The organism is Halopseudomonas salegens (genome assembly GCF_900105655.1).
Classification (GTDB): domain Bacteria; phylum Pseudomonadota; class Gammaproteobacteria; order Pseudomonadales; family Pseudomonadaceae; genus Halopseudomonas; species Halopseudomonas salegens.
Genome location: NZ_LT629787.1, coordinates 2,397,097 through 2,416,926, shown reverse-complemented (window position 1 = coordinate 2,416,926; position 19,830 = coordinate 2,397,097). Strand labels below are relative to the sequence as shown.

Genomic DNA, 19,830 nt, shown 5'->3' with positions numbered 1-19,830 from the left:
ACTCTGTAGTCATTGCTTAATGACCCAGAGGAGTCATCACCATGTACATGGACACAGTAGTAGTAGCCGGTATTCTGACTGTTGGGCTGATGGTCGCTTTTCTGGGCGGCTTCGGTTATTTCATATGGAACGACAGCCATAAAAAATCCGACAAGAAAAAAGGCTGACAGATTTTCACCAGGCATGGCTCGCAAGGCCTTTGGCGGTTCCCCGAGAGGGTGAACCGCTTTTTTTTATCTGTGGCCAACCCCAGGTGATCGATTAGCATGGCGGCATGACCAAAAGACCTTGTTGTACGCGCTGTTTACGCCCGCAAAGCCATTGTCTGTGCGCAGACATACCAGACTTGCACTCTGCCACCGAGTTGTTGGTATTGCAGCATCCCAGCGAGCAGCATCACGCGTTGAATACCGCGCGCCTGCTCTGTCTGGGGTTGGACACTGCCCACTTGCTGGTGGCAGAGCACGTGCCAGATGACTGGATGGCCTGGCTGCAGGATGCAGACTACCGGACGGAGCTGCTTTTCCCCGGCCCTGACGCTGGCGAGTTGGCGTCGACCAGCGACGGGCGGCCGCGCCGGCTTGTGCTGCTGGATGGTACCTGGCGCAAGGCGCGCAAACTGTACTACCTGAATCCGGTATTGCACCCGTTGCCGCAGGTGGCACTGCCTGCCGGGCCGCCGAGTCGATACCGCTTGCGCAAGTCCCCCGGTGCGGAGGCGCTGTCGACCCTGGAAGCTGGCGTAAGGGCGCTCGGCATTCTTGAACCGGCGATTGACTTCACTCCCTTGCTGCGCCCTTTCGAGCGTCTCATTGATGGTCAGATTGCGGCCATGGGGACCCTGACCTACCAGGCGCATTTTGCACATCGTGGGGCGGGCAAACCGGGCAAGCCGTGAGTGCGGCCTATTCGCCAGACTTATAACGACGGGATTTACTGCGCAGGACGCAAGCATGCCGCTAGACTCTGAGAGTCAATTGATAAAGACACAAAAACAAAAAGTATCAATTAACCAGCATAAGCAGGCAGGGGTCACAATGCAGCAAGCTCAACGGGTAGTCATTACGGGTGCGGGAAGTGGTCTGGGACGTGAGCTGGCGTTGTGTTACGCCCAGCCCGGCGCCCAACTGGCCTTGGCCGACATTAACGAGGCGGGTGCCAGAGAAACCCTGGCCCTGGTCAGGGCCAAAGGGGCGCAGGGCGTTGTTCAGCGCTGTGATGTGCGTGATTACAGCCAGTTGGCCGCTCTGGCGCAAACCTGTGAAGAACAGTTTGGTGGCCTGGATGTGCTGATCAATAATGCCGGTGTGGCGTCCGGGGGCATGTTCTGGGACTTGTCGCTGGAAGACTGGGATTGGCAGATCAGTATCAACCTGATGGGTGTGGTCAAGGGGTGCAAGGCATTCATGCCCATGTTTCTGGAACAGAAAAGTGGCCACATAATCAATATCGCTTCCATGGCGGCCCTGATGCAGGCGCCGGGCATGAGCAATTACAATGTCGCCAAGGCCGGCGTTGTCGCCCTGTCGGAATCCCTGTTGTGCGAATTGCAGCCTGTCGGCGTTGGCGTCAGCGTGGTTTGCCCGTCATTCTTTCAGACCAATCTGCTCGACTCCTATCGCGGCCCCAGTTCGCAGGACAAGTCGGATATCGCCAAACTGCTGGAAAACTCGCCAATCAGTGCGGCCGAGGTGGCAGCCACAATCGTGCGTGAGTCAGCGGATGGACAGTTCATGATACTGCCGCACGAAAAAGGTCGTGAAGCCTGGGCCATGAAGCAAGCCCAGCCGGATGCCATCTATGCTGAAATGACCCGTCTGGCGGAAAAGAAACTCGGTCTGAGCCGCGCCTGAGTTCACAATTGAGCTGTTTTGCCAGCTGCGGCTTGTGGCACAATGTTCAGCTTGATGATTGAACGGGTTGGACGTTGGCATGACAGGCTGGGCGGTAGCATGTAAAGGTGCGGTGCATGGCGTCTGAACTGCGGCACGTCGGTTTTCTGCTCTGGCCGGGGGCTTCTCCGACGGTGCTGATGCCTGCGCTTGCAGCCCTGCGCTCAGCCAACCGTCTGGCCGAGAGAGAGTGCTACAAGGCTACCTGCCTGACTCTGGATGAACACCCCATCGTAACCCCGGAAGGGCTGCATTGGCCCGCCAATCCCGTGCGTGAGCAAACGCAGGGATTGTCGTCCCTGTGGTTGGTGGCGGATGCCGACCAATTGCCGGCACAGGTGCCGGGTTGGCTGGCCCCCTTGCTGCGGCTGCGGTTGCAGGAGGGTGTCGAGTTGGGAGCGATTGAGGCGGGCGTGTTTCCACTGGCGATGACGGGGCTGCTGGATGGCTGCCGTTGCGCCGTGCATTGGCGGATGCTGGATGAGTTTCGTGAGCGTTTTCCAGCGGTAGAAGCGACCAGCCAGCTGTTCGTGGAAGATCGCAAACGCTTGACCAGCAGTGGCCTGCAGGCCACCGTGGATCTATTCCTCAAACATCTGGCTGAGCAGCAGGGACAGGATCTGGCTGCCCTGGTGGCTGAAGATTTGACCCTGGAACGCACCCGGGACGCGACCGAAAAGCAGCGTGTGCCCTTGCGCAATCGATTGGGCAGCAGTCACCCGAAGCTGACCCAGGCGGTCATCCTGATGGAAGCCAATATTGAAGAACCGCTGACCACGGATGACATTGCCAATCATGTGTGTGTGTCGCGTCGGCAGCTGGAGCGCATTTTTCGTCAGTATCTGGATAGCGTACCCTCGCAGTATTATCTGGAAATGCGCCTTAACCGGGCGCGTCAGATGTTGCTGCAGACCAGCAAGTCCATCATCCAGATTGGCCTGTCATGCGGATTTTCTTCAGGTCCGCATTTTTCCAGTGCCTATCGCAATTGTTTTGGTATTACACCGCGTGAAGACCGCAACCGGCGGCGCGCGCAACAGCAGGATGCTACTGTTTAATCAACATCCACTTCAGGTGGCTACAGGAGAGCTTGGCAATGTCGCAGTCAATACAGGTCGGCCGGTCGGACTATGACCGGGTCATGATGCCCAACTACGCGCCGGTACAGATGATTCCCGTGCGCGGTGAGGGCTCGCGACTGTGGGATCAGCAGGGGCGCGAGTATGTTGACCTGGCGGGCGGTATTGCGGTCAATGCGCTGGGGCATGCCCACCCGCAACTGGTCGAGGCGTTGACTGCCCAGGCAGGCCTGCTCTGGCACGTGTCGAATATTCTGACCAACGAGCCGGCCCTGCGTCTGGCCCACAAACTCGCGGCAGCGACCTTTGCCGACAAGGTGTTTTTTGCCAACTCCGGCGCCGAGGCCAATGAAGCGGCGTTCAAGCTGGCTCGGCGCTGGGCGCACAACACGCATGGGGCAGACAAGCACGAGATCATTGCCTGCACCAACAGTTTTCATGGCCGCACGCTGTTTACCGTCAGCGTCGGCGGGCAGCCGAAGTATTCCCAGGGCTTTGGTCCGGCGCTGCAGGGCATCACCCATGTGCCGTACAACGATGTTGACGCCTTGCGCGCTGCCGTCTCTTCCCGCACCTGTGCCGTGGTTATCGAACCCATCCAGGGGGAAGGCGGGGTGATTCCGGCCGATCCGGCCTATTTACAGGCGGCGCGGGAGCTGTGCGATGCCCATCAGGCGCTGCTGGTGTTCGATGAGGTGCAAAGCGGTATGGGTCGGACTGGCAAGCTTTACGCCTATATGCATGGCAATGTGGTGCCGGATATTCTGACCACGGCCAAAAGTCTCGGCGGTGGTTTCCCGATTGCTGCCATGCTGGCAACGGAGACAGTGGCCAGTCATCTGGAAGTGGGCACCCATGGCAGCACTTACGGCGGCAATCCTCTGGGTTGTGCGGTCGCCGAGCGGGTGCTGGATATTGTCAACACGCCGGAAGTGCTGGCCGGTGTTGCCGAACGCGAACAACAGTTGCGTGAAGGGCTAATGGCGCTGGCCACCCGTTACGGGGTATTTACCAGTGTGCGTGGCAAAGGGTTGCTCCTCGGCGCGGTATTGAGCGAGGCCTGGCAGGGGCGCGCCAAGGATATCCAGGCGACTGCCGAGCGTCATGGCTTGCTGGTGCTGCAGGCGGGGCCCAACGTGATGCGAATTGCACCGAGCCTGGTGATTCCGCAAGCGGATATCAGTGAAGCGCTGGCGCGGCTGGATCAAGCGCTCGCTGAGCTGGTCGGATAAGGCAGATTTGCCGATGCTGCTGCAACGACTCTGCCGTCGTCAGGATATGGGGCGCATCCAGCGCCTGGTCACTGCCACCAAAGCGGGCACCGCAGCCGTGCCCGCTGCAGAGCAGCGCCTGGCTGAACTGATCGAGGCCTCGGAAGCGGCTATGCTTGAGGGGGTAACCTTCAGTGGTGAAGAGCGCTATTTTTTCGTGCTGGAGGATAGCGACAGTGGCGAGCTGGTCGGCTGCAGCAGCATCGTCGCCGCCGCCGGTTTCAGTCAGCCTTTCTATACCTTTCGGAATGAAGTGTTTTTGCATGCCTCGCGCGAGCTGGGGCTGCACAACCGCATCCATGTGTTGTCTCTGTGCCATGATCTGACGGGCCACAGCCTGTTGTCCGGCTTGTATCAACTGCCGAACCAGAATGCGTCAGTGCTGGCGCTCAATGCCTTGGGGCGACTGGCTTTTATGGCCAGTCACCCCGATCGTTTCGCTGAATCTGTTGCGGTCGAGATTGCCGGTATCAGTGATGGCCAGAATGCCCCTTTCTGGGATGCCGTTGGGCGGCACTTCTTTGCTGTCAGTTACAGTGAAGCCGAGCAGATTGGCCTGACGCGTGGCCGCAGCTTTCTGGCCGAGTTGATGCCGGGTTATCCGATCTATGTGCCCATGCTGTCGGATGCCGCGCAAGAAGCCATAGGTCAGGTTAACCCGGTCTCCGAACCAGTATTCGAGCTGCTGCTGGAGCAGGGCTTCGAGACCGACAACTACGTGGATATTTTTGACGGTGGCCCGGTGCTGCATGCCCGTGGCAACAGCCTGCGTGGAATTTCCGGAAGTCAGGTTGCCTGTGCCGATGTGGTCGCCGAGGTAGTGCCGGGTCGGCAGTGCTGGCTGGTAAGTAATCAGCGGGTGGCAGATTATCGTGCCAGCGTGTTGACCGTGGACTGGCAACCAGGGCAGATGTTGACCCTCAGCGCCGAGCAGGCTGAACTGCTCAAGGTGCGCACTGGTGATGCCCTGCGTCTGTTGGAGGTGAGCTGACATGCTGGTGCGTGCTGCAATACCGGGTGATCTGCAAGGTCTGTTGGCATTTGCCGAACGGGCTGGCGCGGGGCTGACCAGTTTACCGGCCAATAAAGAGCATTTGGCCGAACGGCTTCAGCGCGTGGCGCGCAGCTTTGCCGGTGAGGTTGAGGCGGCTGAGGCGGATTACCTGTTCCTGCTGGAAGATGATTCGGGTCAGGTGCTGGGCACCAGTGCCTTGCTGGCTGCCGCTGGTCTGCGTGAACCCTGGTACAGCTATCGTATGGGTTTGACGGTTTCAGCCAGCAGTGAGATGCAGGTCTACCGTCAGCATCCCACACTGTTTCTGGTCAATGACCTGACCGGGAGTACCGCTCTCTGTTCGTTGTTCTTGCCACCGCCACATCGGACAGCACGAACGGGTCGGCTGTTATCCAAATCCCGTTTGCTGTTCATGGCCGAGTTTGCCGCAGATTTTGCACCACGGGCGATTTGTGAAATACGCGGATTGAGTGATGCGCAAGGGGGGTCGCCTTTCTGGGACAGTCTGGGTCGGCACTTCTTCAAGATGGAGTTTGCCCGAGCCGATTATCTGACCGGCATTGGCAGCAAGGCCTTTATTGCCGAGATGATGCCCAAGTTCCCCTTGTATGCCTGTTTTCTCAGTGACGCGGCCCGTGCCGCGATTGGGGAAGTTCACCCGCAATCGGCCCCTGGCCTGGCCATGTTGCAGGAGGAGGGGTTCAGCTATCAGGGTTACATCGATATCTTCGATGGCGGTGCCACGGTAGAGGCGCCGATTCAGCAAATACGTTCGATTCGTGACAGCAAGGTCTTGCTGTTGGCGATCGGTACGCCCGGCGAGCAAGCGCAGGATTATCTGATTCACAACCGTGGCCGGGCTGACTGTCGAATGACCGTTGCTGCTGGTCGGGTCGCCACCGGCACTTTGATCGTGGCCAAGGAAACCGCCCAGCGTTTGCGTTTGCGCGCGGGAATGCCGGTACGCGCCGTTCCACTCGCACCTGACGTTGCTGCCGATCCATACCAGGATGATTCAGCCTGGCCAGTGACATAAGCCAGCCCTGGGGGTTGGTCCTCAAGCTATTCGTTCACCTGCTATCTTGATCTGTCTATCAGATTGATAGAGAGATTCAGGCCGTGGGCTGGTGCATCCCACGCTGCAATGTCTATATAATGCCAGCCTTTGCCCGATTTTCGGGCAGGTTCAACTATTTGTGGTAGGGGAGTTATGAAAAGCGCTGAAATCCGTGAAGCCTTCCTCCGTTTCTTCGAGCAGCAGGGGCACAGTCGTGTCGCCTCCAGTTCGTTGATTCCGGCCGACGACCCGACCCTGCTGTTCACCAATGCCGGCATGAATCAGTTCAAGGACTGTTTCCTCGGCCTTGAACAGCGTGATTACACGCGGGCCGCCAGCAGTCAGAAATGTGTACGCGCCGGGGGCAAGCACAATGACCTGGAAAATGTGGGCTATACCGCGCGCCATCATACGTTCTTTGAAATGCTGGGCAATTTCAGTTTCGGCGACTACTTCAAGCGCGATGCGATCAACTTTGCCTGGACCTTCCTGACCAGCAAGGACTGGATGGGGTTGAACCCCGAGAAACTCTGGGTGACTGTCTATGCCTCGGATGACGAGGCCTATGATATCTGGACAAAGGAAATCGGGGTGCCGGCTGAGCGCATGGTGCGCATCGGTGACAACAAGGGTGCGCCCTACGCCTCGGATAATTTCTGGGCGATGGGTGATACCGGTCCCTGTGGACCCTGTACGGAAATTTTCTACGATCATGGTGCGGATATCTGGGGTGGCCCACCGGGCAGCCCGGAAGAAGACGGTGACCGCTATATCGAGATCTGGAATATCGTTTTCATGCAGTTCAACCGCAGTGCCGCTGGTGAGATGAATCCGCTGCCGGCGCCCAGTGTGGATACCGGCATGGGCCTGGAGCGTATCAGTGCGGTGATGCAGGGCGTGCATGCTAACTACGAAATCGACCTCTTCCAGAATTTGCTGGCGGCTGCCGCCGAGGCAATCGGCTGTGCCAATGACGACGCGGCGTCACTGAAAGTAGTCGCTGACCATATTCGCTCCTGCAGCTTCCTGATAGCCGATGGTGTGTTGCCGTCGAATGAAGGCCGCGGTTATGTGCTGCGCCGGATCATTCGCCGCGCCTGTCGCCATGGCAACAAGCTGGGCGCCAGTGGTTTGTTCTTCCACCGTATCGTCGCCGCGCTGGTGGCTGAAATGGGAGCGGCTTTCCCGGAGCTGAAAAGCCAGCAGGCGCATATCGAACGGGTACTGAAATCCGAGGAAGAACAGTTCGCCAAGACCCTGGAGCAGGGTCTGAAGATTCTCGAGCAGGATCTGGCTGGCCTGCAGGGCAAGGAAATCCCCGGAGAGCTGGTGTTCAAGCTCTATGATACGTTCGGTTTTCCCATGGACCTGACCGGTGATATTGCCCGCGAGCGAGGTTTGACGCTGGATGAGGCCGGTTTCGAAACGGCCATGCAGGCGCAGCGCGAGCGTGCCCGTTCAGCCAGCCAGTTCGGTCTGGATTACAACAGTCTGGTTAAAGTGGATGCCGAGACCCGCTTTGAGGGTTACGAACAGACCGCAGGCAGCGGCAGGATCATCGCCCTGTTTCGCGAGGGTGAGGCGGTTGACGTGCTTGCGGATGGCGAGTCCGGGGTTGTGGTGCTGGATCGCACGCCCTTCTATGCCGAATCCGGTGGGCAGGTCGGTGACAATGGCTACCTGGAAAGTGCCGGTGTGCGCTTTGATGTCCGTGATACCACCAAGGCTGGCGGCGCCCATCTGCATCATGGCGTGGTAGCCCAGGGCAGCCTGAGTGTCGGTGCGGATATTAAAGCCGTCGTCGATGCCGGCGTACGCCAGGCAACCAAGCTGAACCACTCCGCCACCCACCTGCTGCACGCAGCTCTGCGTGAAATCCTCGGTGAGCATGTGACTCAGAAAGGCTCGCTGGTTGACAGCCAGCGTCTGCGCTTCGATTTCAGTCATTTTGAAGCCATTACCGCCGAGCAATTGCGTGCACTGGAGCAACGGGTCAACCAGCAGGTACGACTGAACTCGGCGGTAGACATCGAGATTACCGATATCGAGACCGCCAAGCGCAAAGGGGCCATGGCTCTGTTTGGTGAGAAATATGGCAGTTCGGTACGCGTGCTGACCATGGGTGACGGCTTTTCCGTCGAACTATGTGGCGGCACGCATGTCAGTCGTACAGGCGATATCGGTTTGTTCAAGATTGTCAGCGAAGGCGGCATTGCTGCCGGTGTTCGGCGGATCGAAGCCGTCACCGGCCAGGGCGCACTGGATTATCTTAACCAGACCGAAGAGCAGTTGCGCCAGGCGGCGCAGTTGGTCAAGGGCTCGCGAGACACCTTGCTGGACAAATTGTCGGGGCTGGTTGAGCGCAGTCGTCAACTGGAGAAAGATGTTGAGCAACTGAAAGCCAAAGCAGCCAGCGCAGCGGGCAGTGATATGGCTGCTGAAGCGAAGCCGATCGGCCAATTCAATGCCCTGATCAAGCGTGTTGATGGCCTGGACGGCAAGGCTCTGCTGGCACTGATTGATCAGCTGAAAAACAAGCTGGGTTCGGCGGTAGTTCTGCTGGGCGGTGAGCTTGATGGCAAGGTAGTCCTGGTGGCTGGTGTGACCAAGGATTTGGCCGGCAACGTCAAAGCCGGCGATCTGATCCGCTTTACAGCGGGTGAGGTGAGTGGCAAGGGCGGTGGTCGACCGGATATGGCGCAGGGTGGCGGTACTGATGTCGCTGCGCTGGATGTTGCATTGAACAAGGCCGCCGAGTGGCTGGCTGCGCAATAGGATGCCCGCGATGCGGGTTGATCAATAGTCGAAAGCAGATGTCCGAGCAGGGAGTTGGTTCAACAAAATGGCGCTAATTGTCCAGAAGTTTGGCGGTACCTCGGTCGGCAGTGTTGAACGCATCTGCCAGGTTGCCGAGAAAGTGAAAGACTTCCGTGCCCGGGGTGATGACCTGGTGGTGGTGGTGTCTGCCATGAGCGGTGAAACCAACCGCTTGATTGATCTGGCCAAAGCTATTCAGGCCGAGCCGGATCCGCGGGAAATGGACGTCATCGTCTCCACTGGCGAGCAGGTAACCATTGCCCTGTTGGCGATGGCACTGAAAGAGCGTGGCGTCGACGCGGTGTCCTACACCGGTAGCCAGGTGCGTATTCTGACCGACAGCGCACATACCAAGGCCCGCATCCAGCACATTGACGATGCGCGCATGCGGGCTGACCTGTCTGCCGGGCGTGTCGTCATCGTTGCCGGCTTCCAGGGCGTGGATGAGCAGGGCAATATCACGACCTTGGGGCGGGGTGGTTCGGATACCACGGGGGTTGCCCTGGCCGCTGCGTTGAAAGCGGATGAGTGTCAGATCTATACCGATGTAGATGGTGTCTATACCACCGACCCACGGGTGGTCGAGAATGCCCGCCGGCTGGACAAGATCACTTTTGAAGAAATGCTGGAAATGGCCAGCCTCGGGTCCAAGGTGTTACAGATCCGGGCTGTCGAGTTTGCCGGTAAATACAACGTACCGCTGCGCGTATTGCACAGTTTCAAAGAGGGTCCCGGGACCCTGATTACCCTTGAGGATGGTGCTGCAATGGAACAACCTGTCATCTCCGGCATTGCTTTCAATCGCGATGAAGCCAAGCTGACCATTCGCGGTGTGCCGGACACCCCCGGTGTCGCGTTCAAGATTCTTGGCCCGGTCAGTGCGGCCAACATTGAAGTGGATATGATCGTACAAAACGTATCCCACGATAACACCACTGACTTCACCTTTACCGTGCATCGAAACGATGTGCGCAAGACCCAGGACATTCTCAACCAGGTCGCTGCGCAGATAGGTGCCCGTGAGGTTGGCGGTGACAGCAAGATCGTCAAGGTGTCTATTGTCGGGGTGGGTATGCGTTCACATGCTGGCGTCGCCAGCAAGATGTTCCAGGCGTTGTCGGATGAGGGTATCAATATCCAGATGATTTCAACGTCCGAGATCAAAATTTCAGTCGTGATTGACGAGAAGTATCTAGAGCTCGCGGTGCGGTCGCTGCACAGTGCCTTTGAGCTGGATGGCGATGCTACCGAGGATCGCCTGTAAACCCGTTTGTTTGGGCGGGTGCAATGTGCTCGTCCGCAAGGGCACGGTTTCTGGCCGCCGTGCCCGTCTGCCAGCATGCTGCCGAGCACAGAAATATTCTGCGGCGAAGATGGCATGCAAGCCCATCTGAGCTGTCTATACTGATGTCTCTGACAGGCTTGGTAGGCAAGGAGCCGGTTTTTTGCAGAGTGCTATGTCCTGATCAAGAGCAAGGAGAAATGGAATGCTTATATTGACACGTCGGGTTGGTGAGACCCTGATGGTAGGTGATGAGGTGACAGTGACTGTCCTTGGCGTCAAGGGTAATCAGGTACGAATTGGGGTCAATGCCCCGAAGGAAGTGGCAGTGCACCGTGAGGAAATCTACCAGCGCATCCAGAAAGAGAAGGATGACGAACCAAATAGCTAATTTTTATGGAATTTTCCATTGCATTAGGGCGTGCGCGTAGGTAGTATTCTTCGCGTGTTACGGAGAGGTGGCCGAGTGGCTGAAGGCGCTCCCCTGCTAAGGGAGTATACGTTAATAGCGTATCGCGGGTTCGAATCCCGCCCTCTCCGCCACTTTTTGCTCATTAGTTTGTCAAACGTTAGTTTTTGATTCTTAACGAAATATAATGTTTGACAGGGGTTTTAAAAGCCCTATAATGCGCACCCACAACGCACTCGTAGCTCAGCTGGATAGAGTACTCGGCTACGAACCGAGCGGTCGGAGGTTCGAATCCTCCCGAGTGCGCCATATTGAAAAAACCCACTGCCTCGTCAGTGGGTTTTTTTTCGTCCGTGTTTTGCTGGATTGTCATGGACTTGCAGCAGCATTGCGCTGCGCCAACTGCTAAGCTAGAGCCATTGCCGTTTGTTCAGATGTCAGGAAACCCGTCCATGCCGGAAATGCAGAGAAAGTCGCCCGAAAGCTTGCAGGATCGTCTTGATCAGGTATTGGCATTGGTGCGGCAACTGCATGCGGCGGAATCGGCCGAGCAGGAAGATGTCGATCAGGTTGCTGACGTTCTGCGCGAGGAAGTGAGTCGCGAGTTGCAGCAGCGGCTGGATGAATTGCATCCGGCCGATGTGGCGGTGATTCTGGAGTCCATGCCGCTGGAAGAGCGGTTGTTGGCCTGGCAGCTGGTTCGTTCCGAGCGTGATGGCGATATTCTGCTGGAAGTGTCCGATGCGGTCCGTGAAATGCTGATCGCCGATATGGATAGCCACGAGATCCTGGCGGCAGCCAACAATCTCGACGCTGATGAGTTGGCTGATCTGGCGCCTGATTTGCCGCGCGATGTTGTCCGCGAGCTCATGGATACGCTGGATGTCAATGAGCGCGAACGCTTGAAGTCAGCCTTGTCCTTTGCCGAGGATGAGGTCGGGGCGCTGATGGACTTCGACATGATCACCATTCGGGATGATGTCACGCTGGAGGTGGTCAGCCGCTACCTGCGTCGCTTTGATTCGCTGCCTGACCATAACGACAAGCTGTTCGTGATTGATGCCGACGGCGTGCTCAAGGGCGTCTTGCCGATCCGCAAATTACTCGTCAGCTCACCGGAAATGACCGTCGCCGAGGTGATGTCGGATGATCCGGTCCTGTTTCGGGCCAGCGATGATGCTGATGAGGCCACCCAGGCGTTTGAGCGCTACGATCTGATCTCTGCCCCGGTTGTGGATGATGATGGGCGCCTGTTCGGCCGCCTGACCATTGATGCGGTGGTCGATTACATTCGTGAGCAAAGCGAGGCTGAAGTGCTCAGCGCAGCGGGTTTGCGCGAAGAGGAGGATATCTTTTCCTCGGTATGGAAGTCGGTCCGTAACCGTTGGGCCTGGCTGGCGATCAATTTGTGTACAGCGCTTGTCGCGTCACGGGTCATCGGTTTGTTCGAAGGCTCCATTGAGCAACTGGTCGCGCTGGCGGCCCTGATGCCTATTGTGGCGGGTATCGGCGGGAATTCCGGCAACCAGACCATTACCATGATCGTGCGCGGTATTGCGACCGGACAGGTGCAGGTTGCCCATGGCAAGCGCTTGCTGAAAAAAGAAATCGGGGTAGCTCTGGTCAACGGTCTGTTCTGGGGATTTGTGCTGTCGCTGATTGCCTATCTGCTCTATGGCAATGCGCCTTTGTCGATTGTGCTGATGTCTGCCATGGTGTTGAACATGCTGTTGGCCGCGATGATGGGGGTGTGCATCCCGTTGCTGCGCGTGCGTTTCGGGCGCGACCCGGCTCTGGGTTCGAGTGTTATGATTACCAGCATTACCGACAGTGGCGGGTTTTTCATTTTCCTGGGTCTGGCAACTATTTTTCTTTTGTAAATCATTTGGTTGGCAATGCAGTCTGGTTTTTGCCGGGAGCCTGTCGGGCATTCTGATTCGTTGCCAAAAGTGTGACGGCAAGCTACATTAACGCGATTTGTAAATTACTGTGCATAATCGCAGGGTAGCCGTGCGCCGCTTTAGCTGAATTTGTACTGGTGATAACATCAGGATGTGCGCATTAGTGCGCCTTATTGTTTTGGAGGTCAGATGAATTCGTCCGAATTAATGGAGGAAGGCGTTGAACTGATGCTGTTGGGCATGGGTTCGGTGTTTGTCTTTCTCATTATGTTGGTAGTCATTGTTACGCTGATGTCAAAAGTCCTCGGGCGTTATTTCCCGGAACCGGTTGCAGTGCCCGCCGGCAGGTCCGCGGCCAAACCGAAGGCAGGGGCGGGCGACGTTGATGAGCAGACCATCTCTGTCATCAGAGCGGCGATTCGCCAGCACCGTGCCCGTCGCGGTTCCTGACACCCACTTTATCGCTTTAACATTACAATCAGAAAGGCCATAACATTATGACCGATAGCAAAAAACCCTTGGGTATTACTGATGTCATCTTGCGCGACGCCCACCAATCCATTCTGGCAACCCGAATGCGCCTGGATGACATGCTGCCGATTGCCGGCAAGCTGGACCAGGTGGGTTTCTGGTCAGTTGAGTCCTGGGGCGGTGCTACCTTCGACGCCTGTATCCGCTACCTGGGTGAAGATCCCTGGGAGCGTATTCGCGAGCTGAAGAAAGCCATGCCCAATACCCGACAGCAGATGCTGCTGCGTGGGCAAAACCTGCTGGGCTATCGGCACTATGCAGATGATGTGGTCGATACTTTCGTTGAGCGTGCGGCGGCAAACGGTGTCGATGTTTTCCGTGTTTTCGATGCCATGAACGATCCGCGCAATCTGGAAACTGCGCTCAAGGCAGTCAAAAAACAGGGCAAGCATGCCCAGGGCACGATCTCCTACACTACCAGTCCGGTGCATACCATCGAGATGTGGGTGGATCTGGCCAAACAGATTGAAGATCAGGGTGCAGACTCGATCGCGATCAAGGACATGGCGGGCATTCTCACGCCATACACCGGCTTCGATCTGGTGTCACGTCTCAAGCAGGCACTGAGTATCCCGGTGCATATGCAGTGCCACGCGACTGCCGGCTTGTCTACTGCGACCATTCTCAAGGCTGCTGAGGCGGGTATCGATAATGTCGATAGCGCTATTTCTTCGATGTCGATGACTTATGGCCACTCACCGACCGAGTCTGTAGTAGCGATTTTCCAGAACACCGATCGAGATACCGGGCTCAACCTGGAATTGCTGGAAGAAGTTGCTGCTTACTTCCGTGAAGTGCGAAAGAAATATGCCAAGTTCGAAGGCAACCTCAAAGGGGTTGATTCGCGCATTCTGGTTGCGCAGGTCCCGGGCGGCATGCTGACCAATATGGAAAATCAGTTGCGCGAACAGGGCGCCAGCGACAAGTTTGATGAAGTCTTGTCGGAAATTCCTCGTGTTCGTGAAGACCTCGGCTTTATTCCGCTGGTAACGCCAACCTCGCAGATTGTAGGCACCCAGGCGGTGATCAATGTGCTGACGGGTGAGCGTTACAAGTCCATCACCAAGGAGACGGCCGGTATTCTCAAAGGGGAATACGGCGCGGCACCGGCGGCATTCAACAAGGAATTGCAGGATCGCGTTCTGGATGGCGCCGAAGCGATTACCTGCCGTCCGGCAGATTTGCTTGATAATGAAATGGACAAGCTTACCGCCGAGCTGAAAGATCTGGCCAAGGAAAAAGGTTTCAAGCTGGCCGAGGCAGAAGTGGATGATGTACTGACCTATGCACTGTTCCCGCAAATTGGCTTGAAATTCCTGGAAAATCGCGGCAACCCGGATGCCTTCGAACCGGTGCCGACCGGTCAGGAAATGGTTGCAGCCGCTCAACCCGGCAAGCAGGAAGTCTATACCGTTACCGTCAATGGCAAAGATTTTGTTGTCCAGGTGGCTGACGGCGGTGATATAACCGGCATCAAGCCTGTGGGTGCGGCGGCTTCAGAGGGCGGGGCTAGTGCGTCTGCTGCGGTCCCGGCCGGCGATGCCGAAGAGCAGCCAGCACCGCTGGCCGGCAATATCTTCAAGGTACTGGTCAAGGAAGGCGACAGTATCGAAGAGGGGCAGGTGGTGATGATTCTTGAAGCAATGAAAATGGAAACCGATGTGTGTGCAGTCAAAGCCGGCACGGTCGTTAGTGTCAACGTCAAGGTCGGTGATGCCGTTACCGTTGGCGATACCTTGTTGACCATAGGCTAAGGGGACTGTTCATGGATAAGCTGCTTCAGTTGTGGCAGACGACCGGGCTGTATCACATGCAGTTGGGTCAGGTAATCATGATTGCCGTGTGCCTGGGTCTGATTTATCTGGCCATCCGCAAGGGCTTTGAGCCCTTGCTGTTGATACCGATCGGTTTTGGCGGGATCCTGGCTAACTTGCCGGTTGCCGGGATTGCCGACAGCGGTGGTCTGCTCTATCTGATCTACCAGGTAGGCTTGCCGACCACGGTATTTCCGCTGTTGATTTTCATGGGCGTAGGCGCCATGACCGACTTTGGCCCCATGTTGGCCAACCCACGCACCTTGTTGCTGGGGGCAGCGGCGCAATTTGGTATCTTTGGTACCTTGCTGGGTGCCCTGGCGTTGACTGCATGGGGTATTCCGGGGTTTGAGTTTACGCTCAAGGAGGCTGCCTCGATTGCGATTATCGGCGGGGCAGATGGTCCGACCTCGATTTTTGTAACCTCGCAATTGGCGCCACACTTGCTCGGTCCTATTGCTGTAGCCGCTTATGGCTACATGGCGCTGGTTCCGCTTTTGCAGCCGCCACTCATGCGCGCACTGACTACCGAGAAAGAGCGGGCAATCAAGATGACTCAGCTGCGTCCAGTCAGCAAGCTGGAAAAGATCATGTTCCCGCTGGTGCTGATGATGCTGGTAGCCTTGTTGCTGCCTTCTGCGGCGCCGTTGGTGGGCATGCTTTGCTTCGGCAACTTGATGCGAGAGTGCGGTGTCGTCGAGCGATTGGCTGATACCTCGCGTAATGCGTTGATCAATATTGTGACTATTGGTCTGGGGCTGGCGGTTGGCTCCAAGCTGCAAGCAGAATATTTCCTGCTCCTGAGTACGCTGGGTATTATGGTGCTGGGTATGGTGGCCTTCTGTGGCGGTACTGCTGCGGGTTTGCTGATGGCCAAGCTGATGAACCTGTTCAGTAAGCAGCCGATCAACCCGTTGATTGGTTCTGCTGGTGTTTCCGCTGTGCCTATGGCTGCACGCGTATCCAACAAGGTCGGCCTGGAAGCCAATCCGCATAACTTCCTGCTGATGCATGCCATGGGCCCCAATGTGGCCGGGGTGATCGGTTCGGCAGTTGCGGCAGGTATCCTGCTCAACTTTGTTGGCTGAGGCCTTTTCAGTGCGATCAAAAAGCCGCCCCTTGGGGCGGCTTTTTTGTGCATTTCGCAGCGCCAGTCACTACTGGACTGGCCAGGGCGCACTAAAAAAGCCGCTCAATTGAGCGGCTTTTCAGTCGTCAAACCAGGGCTGCAGCGAGGCCGTCGTGCTGAACTCAGGCGCTTTCGCTCATCAGCAGTGCCAGCAGTGCGTTTTGCTGGCGGCGGCTCATATCGCGAAACCGGGTCAGCAATTCCTGCTCATGCCCGCTCAGGCTGTCTGCCGAGAGCGCATTCAGGCTATGTCGCGTAGGACCTTCTGGCAGACTGGGCAGATCATCGAGGCTGTGCTCAAGGCGGGCGATGATCTCGGAATTCATGCTGCGGTGGTGCTGCTTGGCAACATCAGCTATGCGATCGCGCATGCCGTGGGGCAGGCGAACGACAAACTTGTCCGCCGTGCGGCTGGTATAGGTTTGGGTAGCTGTTTTCATAATCGCAACAAGTCGCTCAATTTGATGGTTGGGGACGGTATCCCACAGATGCCGTGCAATGGCTGCAAAATGCCTTCACTCATCCTTAAGATACACCATTTCGTCAATGGTTCCATGCGCGTTCGTCGCCGCCCGGCGGCAGGCTGAACTCGCATCGGCATAACCAGAGATATCGTAGCATTATTTATAGACGGTTTGCAGGCATGTGTCGATAAAATGTCGCCAAAAATGCGTCATTTTGCCATTGTTACGCTATCGAACCACTTCAGTCGGTTTGCCTGACTCTTGTGTGTCGGTTACTATTCGCGTCGATTTACGGCTTCGCCGTTAGTCTGCGCGCTTGTAGCTCAGCTGGATAGAGCAACCGCCTCCTAAGCGGTAGGTCCCCGGTTCGAATCCGGGCTCGCGCGCCATTATTCATCCATCTGGCTGTTGCAATATACCTGTGCCACGATAGCTTTTATGCGGTTCGTGAAGAGCTATCTTCTACACTGCATGGCAGTCTGTTGCTGTGTGATCCTGCCTGTAATGTCTGGAGTCGGAATGCCATCTGCCTTTACTGCCTTTTCGTCGTTGTATTTCGCGACCTTGCTGATGCTGCTGGGCAGCGGTCTGCTGGGTACCTACCTGGGTTTGCGTCTGGCCGGCGAAGGAGTCAGCGAGATATGGATTGGTCTATTGATGACGGGGTACTACGTTGGCCTGGTTTTCGGCGCGTCGGTAGGGCATCGCCTGATCGCCAAGGTCGGGCATATCCGGGCTTTTGTAGCCAGTGCCGGCCTGGTAACCGCATCGGTGCTGGGGCACGCGCTGACGGGTAAGGTGGAAATCTGGCTGGTATTGCGGGTTATCGCTGGCATGGCCATGATGTGTCAATACATGGTGCTGGAAAGCTGGTTGAACGAGCAGGCTGAATCACATCAACGTGGCAGCGTATTCGCCGGCTATATGGTAGTGACTTTCCTTGGGTTGGTATTGGGTCAGGTAGTGCTGACATTGATGCCGGAGTTGGCGGTCGAGCACCTGATTCTGGTCGCCATGTGTTATTCGCTCTGTCTGATTCCGGTGGCGGTAACCAGCCGTTTGCATCCGGCACCACTGCATCCGGCTCCAATGAAGGTGCGGGTTTTCTTTGAGCGGATTCCGCTGGCCTTGACCACGGTACTGGTGTCGGGGCTGGCGATGGGGGCTTTCTATGGCATGTCGCCGGTCTTTGCCAGTAATGTCGGTCTGGATACGTCTGATATCGGTGTGTTCATGGCGGTGACCATTGGTGCCGGATTGATAGCGCAATGGCCAGTCGGCTGGCTATCCGACCGTTTTGATCGCAGCCGGATGATTCAGATCAACGGCATCGTGTTGACGGGTGTTGCCATGCTGATTGCGCTGGTTGCTGCGCCCGGCTTTTGGTTACTGGTGCTCACTGCGGGATTCGGTTTGTTGTTGTTCACCCTGTATCCCCTGGCCGTTGCCCTGGCCAATGACCATGTCGAACAGGAAGATCGCGTACCTCTGGCGGCCATGCTGTTGGTGACCTTCGGGGTTGGTGCCAGTATTGGTCCCTTGCTGGGGTCAGTGGTGATGAAGTTGCTTGGCGCGCATTGGCTCTATGTATTTATCGGGTTGTGCAGCTTTGTTCTTGTGGTCAGGGTGCGTCCGGAAATCGTCACGGGCGAGCATCTGGTGCAAGAGGCGCCGTTGAACTTCATGCCTTCTGCGGGCAACCTGGCCAGCTCACCCCTGGGGGCTGCACTTGATCCGCGGGTGGATGAACAGATGGTTGTCGAGCAAATGATCGATGAGTCGGAAGCCTACGCCGTGGCTGTCTCTGAACGCGATGCCGATCAGGCAGAGCATCGGCCTGGTTAAAGTGCAGGTCAGAACAGGTCGTCGCGTTCCAGTCGCCGGGCTTCTCGTTGCAGAAAATTGACGAAACGGTCAATCTGGCGCTGCAGGGCGGGGCTTGTGTCGCGGAACATCAAGCCGACATGGGTTTCGTCGGTGTCAGAAAAATACTGTCGGTGGCGAACTTCCACGGCTACCGAGGTGCGTCCATTGTCAGGCAAGGTGATATGGCTGAGATCGAATATCTCGCCGGTGGGCAGGCTGTTGACCTGATTTCCTTCCACGCGGGCCTTGCAGCCGGTCGCGGAGATATCCATCAGATACCCACGTGGGGCAGTATTCAATTTGCTGTGTCTCAACCCGATGCCTACTTCAAGGCTCCTGCGGATGGGGGCGCGAAAAGCGCCGCGCTTCTGGTGGTATACCAGCAAATCGGGAATATCCATGCGGAATGCGGGCGCATCATCCAGCATTTCGCGGACGGCATCGGCGCCCTCCCAGCGTAAATGGGCGCCTTCTTGCCAGGCTTCCAGCCGACAAGGTTCGCCCTGACCCATGTAGCGATCACCGGCCTGGGGAATCATTTCGTCGATCCATACCAGATGGCGTTTGCTGTCCATATCAACAATGAAGCTCTGGAAGGTGGCATTGCGGTCAGCAAAGTGGACGGTCAGGGGGGTACGGGAGTGCTGCAGGGTTTTCAGCAAAGCGCAGATTTCAATGGATGAACGAATGTTGCGTGGCGGCTGCGGGCCGGTTGATTGCGCAAAAAGACTCGTCACTGAGTAATCCCGGTTGTTGTTCGGCAGTGGCGTAACTATACACACTATGCTGGCTTTTTGACTACGGAATCATCAGGCCTTGCTGATGGTGCGGTGGCCGCCTGGACCACGGGTCAGGCCCTGACGATCATAAACATTTTGCGTGCTTTCACCCTGATTGCGCAGCAGATCGAGCAGGTGGCGCGTGCTGTGCTGGTTGTGCGCCACCAACTGGGCATTGCGGTTGCTGGCCTGCTGGCATTGCGTGAGATTGCCGAGGAAGTCCTGATACGACTGCTGCAGCTCGGAATCTGCATGAGTGGCCAGATACGCGCTGAGGTCGCCTGTTGCGATCTGTTGCGCAGTCAGCCACTCATTGATCTGCACGTCGTGCTGGTTGAGGCGCTTGATCAGGGGAGCCTTGTGCTCAAGCAATTGCTCAAGGGCGGGCATATTGCTTTCAATCAGCGCCTGTTGCTCTGCGTCCAGCAGCTCGAGAAAAGCAATGCAGTCATGGTTGGCTGTTTCAAGTAATGCTGCCAATTGCTGCATGTCGGTTCTCCGTGATCAATCCCGTGTGGCGCTGG

The 19,830-nt window shown here is 57.0% G+C and carries 18 protein-coding genes and 3 tRNA genes; 18 read left to right on the top strand and 3 right to left on the bottom strand.

The window, feature by feature from the left end:
• Positions 1 to 41: 41 nt before the first annotated feature.
• The 16 genes from ccoM to BLU07_RS10985 all read left to right on the top strand — a co-directional run bounded on the left by ccoM (position 42) and on the right by BLU07_RS10985 (position 16,156).
• Positions 42 to 167, top strand: coding sequence for a cytochrome c oxidase subunit CcoM (gene ccoM / locus BLU07_RS17980; RefSeq protein WP_269434155.1), 126 nt, complete (start codon positions 42 to 44; stop codon positions 165 to 167).
• A 107-nt stretch (positions 168 to 274) separates the two neighbouring features.
• Positions 275 to 898, top strand: a complete 624-nt coding sequence (locus tag BLU07_RS11055) for a tRNA-uridine aminocarboxypropyltransferase (protein ID WP_092386897.1) — start codon at positions 275 to 277, stop codon at positions 896 to 898.
• 139 nt (positions 899 to 1,037) lie between these two features.
• The gene (locus tag BLU07_RS11050; RefSeq protein ID WP_092386895.1) at positions 1,038 to 1,853 is read left to right on the top strand and encodes an SDR family oxidoreductase; all 816 of its coding nucleotides are present in this window, start codon (positions 1,038 to 1,040) and stop codon (positions 1,851 to 1,853) included.
• Between the two features lie 116 nt (positions 1,854 to 1,969).
• Positions 1,970 to 2,950 (top strand): GlxA family transcriptional regulator, encoded by a 981-nt coding sequence (locus tag BLU07_RS11045; protein ID WP_092386893.1) that lies wholly within the window; start codon positions 1,970 to 1,972, stop codon positions 2,948 to 2,950.
• 38 nt (positions 2,951 to 2,988) lie between these two features.
• A complete protein-coding gene (locus BLU07_RS11040; RefSeq protein ID WP_092386891.1) occupies positions 2,989 to 4,203 on the top strand; it encodes an aspartate aminotransferase family protein in 1,215 nt (404 codons plus the stop codon).
• Between the two features lie 13 nt (positions 4,204 to 4,216).
• Complete coding sequence (locus BLU07_RS11035; protein WP_092389784.1) at positions 4,217 to 5,233, top strand: arginine N-succinyltransferase; 1,017 nt, start codon at positions 4,217 to 4,219, stop codon at positions 5,231 to 5,233.
• A gap of 1 nt (position 5,234) precedes the next feature.
• A complete protein-coding gene (gene astA, locus BLU07_RS11030; protein WP_092386889.1) occupies positions 5,235 to 6,293 on the top strand; it encodes an arginine N-succinyltransferase in 1,059 nt (352 codons plus the stop codon).
• A gap of 174 nt (positions 6,294 to 6,467) precedes the next feature.
• Entirely contained in the window at positions 6,468 to 9,089 is a 2,622-nt protein-coding gene (gene alaS / locus BLU07_RS11025; protein ID WP_092386887.1) for an alanine--tRNA ligase, read from the top strand.
• Positions 9,090 to 9,156: 67 nt separating this feature from the next.
• A complete protein-coding gene (locus tag BLU07_RS11020; protein WP_092386881.1) occupies positions 9,157 to 10,395 on the top strand; it encodes an aspartate kinase in 1,239 nt (412 codons plus the stop codon).
• A 223-nt stretch (positions 10,396 to 10,618) separates the two neighbouring features.
• Positions 10,619 to 10,804, top strand: a complete 186-nt coding sequence (csrA, locus tag BLU07_RS11015) for a carbon storage regulator CsrA (protein WP_092386879.1) — start codon at positions 10,619 to 10,621, stop codon at positions 10,802 to 10,804.
• Positions 10,805 to 10,865: 61 nt separating this feature from the next.
• Positions 10,866 to 10,956 (top strand) — tRNA-Ser (locus BLU07_RS11010).
• A 98-nt stretch (positions 10,957 to 11,054) separates the two neighbouring features.
• Positions 11,055 to 11,131 (top strand) — tRNA-Arg (locus BLU07_RS11005).
• Positions 11,132 to 11,274: 143 nt separating this feature from the next.
• Positions 11,275 to 12,702, top strand: a complete 1,428-nt coding sequence (gene mgtE, locus BLU07_RS11000; RefSeq protein WP_092386877.1) for a magnesium transporter — start codon at positions 11,275 to 11,277, stop codon at positions 12,700 to 12,702.
• 210 nt (positions 12,703 to 12,912) lie between these two features.
• The gene (locus BLU07_RS10995) at positions 12,913 to 13,173 is read left to right on the top strand and encodes an OadG family protein (RefSeq protein WP_092386876.1); all 261 of its coding nucleotides are present in this window, start codon (positions 12,913 to 12,915) and stop codon (positions 13,171 to 13,173) included.
• Between the two features lie 47 nt (positions 13,174 to 13,220).
• The gene (gene oadA / locus BLU07_RS10990) at positions 13,221 to 15,008 is read left to right on the top strand and encodes a sodium-extruding oxaloacetate decarboxylase subunit alpha (RefSeq protein ID WP_092386875.1); all 1,788 of its coding nucleotides are present in this window, start codon (positions 13,221 to 13,223) and stop codon (positions 15,006 to 15,008) included.
• Positions 15,009 to 15,019: 11 nt separating this feature from the next.
• Positions 15,020 to 16,156 (top strand): sodium ion-translocating decarboxylase subunit beta, encoded by a 1,137-nt coding sequence (locus BLU07_RS10985; RefSeq protein ID WP_092386874.1) that lies wholly within the window; start codon positions 15,020 to 15,022, stop codon positions 16,154 to 16,156.
• Between the two features lie 163 nt (positions 16,157 to 16,319).
• Here BLU07_RS10985 and BLU07_RS10980 read toward each other — a convergent pair whose 3' ends face one another.
• A complete protein-coding gene (locus tag BLU07_RS10980; protein WP_092386873.1) occupies positions 16,320 to 16,637 on the bottom strand; it encodes an Arc family DNA-binding protein in 318 nt (105 codons plus the stop codon).
• 334 nt (positions 16,638 to 16,971) lie between these two features.
• Between BLU07_RS10980 and BLU07_RS10975 the strand changes: the two genes are divergently transcribed.
• Both BLU07_RS10975 and BLU07_RS10970 read left to right on the top strand, forming a co-directional pair.
• Positions 16,972 to 17,050 (top strand) — tRNA-Arg (locus tag BLU07_RS10975).
• Between the two features lie 130 nt (positions 17,051 to 17,180).
• Positions 17,181 to 18,506 (top strand): MFS transporter, encoded by a 1,326-nt coding sequence (locus tag BLU07_RS10970; protein ID WP_092386872.1) that lies wholly within the window; start codon positions 17,181 to 17,183, stop codon positions 18,504 to 18,506.
• Positions 18,507 to 18,514: 8 nt separating this feature from the next.
• Here the strand turns inward: BLU07_RS10970 and BLU07_RS10965 are convergent, their stop codons facing one another.
• Both BLU07_RS10965 and BLU07_RS10960 read right to left on the bottom strand, forming a co-directional pair.
• The gene (locus BLU07_RS10965) at positions 18,515 to 19,264 is read right to left on the bottom strand and encodes a flagellar brake protein (protein WP_157719186.1); all 750 of its coding nucleotides are present in this window, start codon (positions 19,262 to 19,264) and stop codon (positions 18,515 to 18,517) included.
• A gap of 72 nt (positions 19,265 to 19,336) precedes the next feature.
• Complete coding sequence (locus BLU07_RS10960; RefSeq protein ID WP_092386864.1) at positions 19,337 to 19,795, bottom strand: flagella synthesis protein FlgN; 459 nt, start codon at positions 19,793 to 19,795, stop codon at positions 19,337 to 19,339.
• Positions 19,796 to 19,830: the final 35 nt, after the last annotated feature.